The organism is Bacillus sp. LR--39, assembly GCF_053613335.1.
Map to the genome: position 1 here is coordinate 1 of NZ_JBSIOT010001039.1, position 650 is coordinate 650.

Consider the following 650-nt stretch of genomic DNA (forward strand, 5'->3'; position numbering starts at 1 on the left):
TGCTTGAGCAATGGGGAGTTGATCATGTATACGGCATCCCCGGAGACAGTATAAATGAGTTTATTGAAGAATTAAGACACGAAAGAAATCAACTGAAGTTCATTCAAACCCGCCACGAAGAGGTAGCGGCACTGGCAGCCGCGGCTGAAGCAAAACTCACCGGCAAGATCGGAGTCTGTCTGTCAATCGCAGGGCCGGGAGCGGTGCACTTATTAAATGGTTTATATGATGCTAAAGCCGACGGCGCCCCTGTGCTGGCGATTGCAGGACAGGTTTCTTCTGGCGAAGTCGGACGGGACTATTTCCAGGAGATCAAGCTGGAGCAAATGTTTGAGGACGTGGCCGTGTTCAACAGAGAGGTACATAGCGCGGAATCACTTCCGGATCTCTTAAATCAGGCGATCAGGACCGCCTACAGCAAAAAAGGCGTTGCGGTATTGAGCGTGTCAGATGATTTGTTTGCGGAGAAAATCAAACGGGAGCCCGTGTATACTTCACCGGTGTATATTGAAGGGAACCTTGAACCGAAAAAAGAACAGCTCGTCACCTGCGCCCAATATATTAATAACGCTAAGAAGCCGATTATCCTGGCAGGGCAGGGAATGAAAAAGGCGAAACGGGAGCTCTTAGAATTTGCGGACAAAGCCGCC

At 49.8% G+C, this 650-nt stretch carries 1 protein-coding gene; it reads left to right on the forward strand.

Annotated features, from left to right (window positions below; translation table 11 throughout):
- Nucleotides 1-650 (forward strand): thiamine pyrophosphate-binding protein (locus tag ACWHAR_RS28265; RefSeq protein ID WP_452088592.1); only part of this gene is annotated, 650 nt, incomplete at both ends.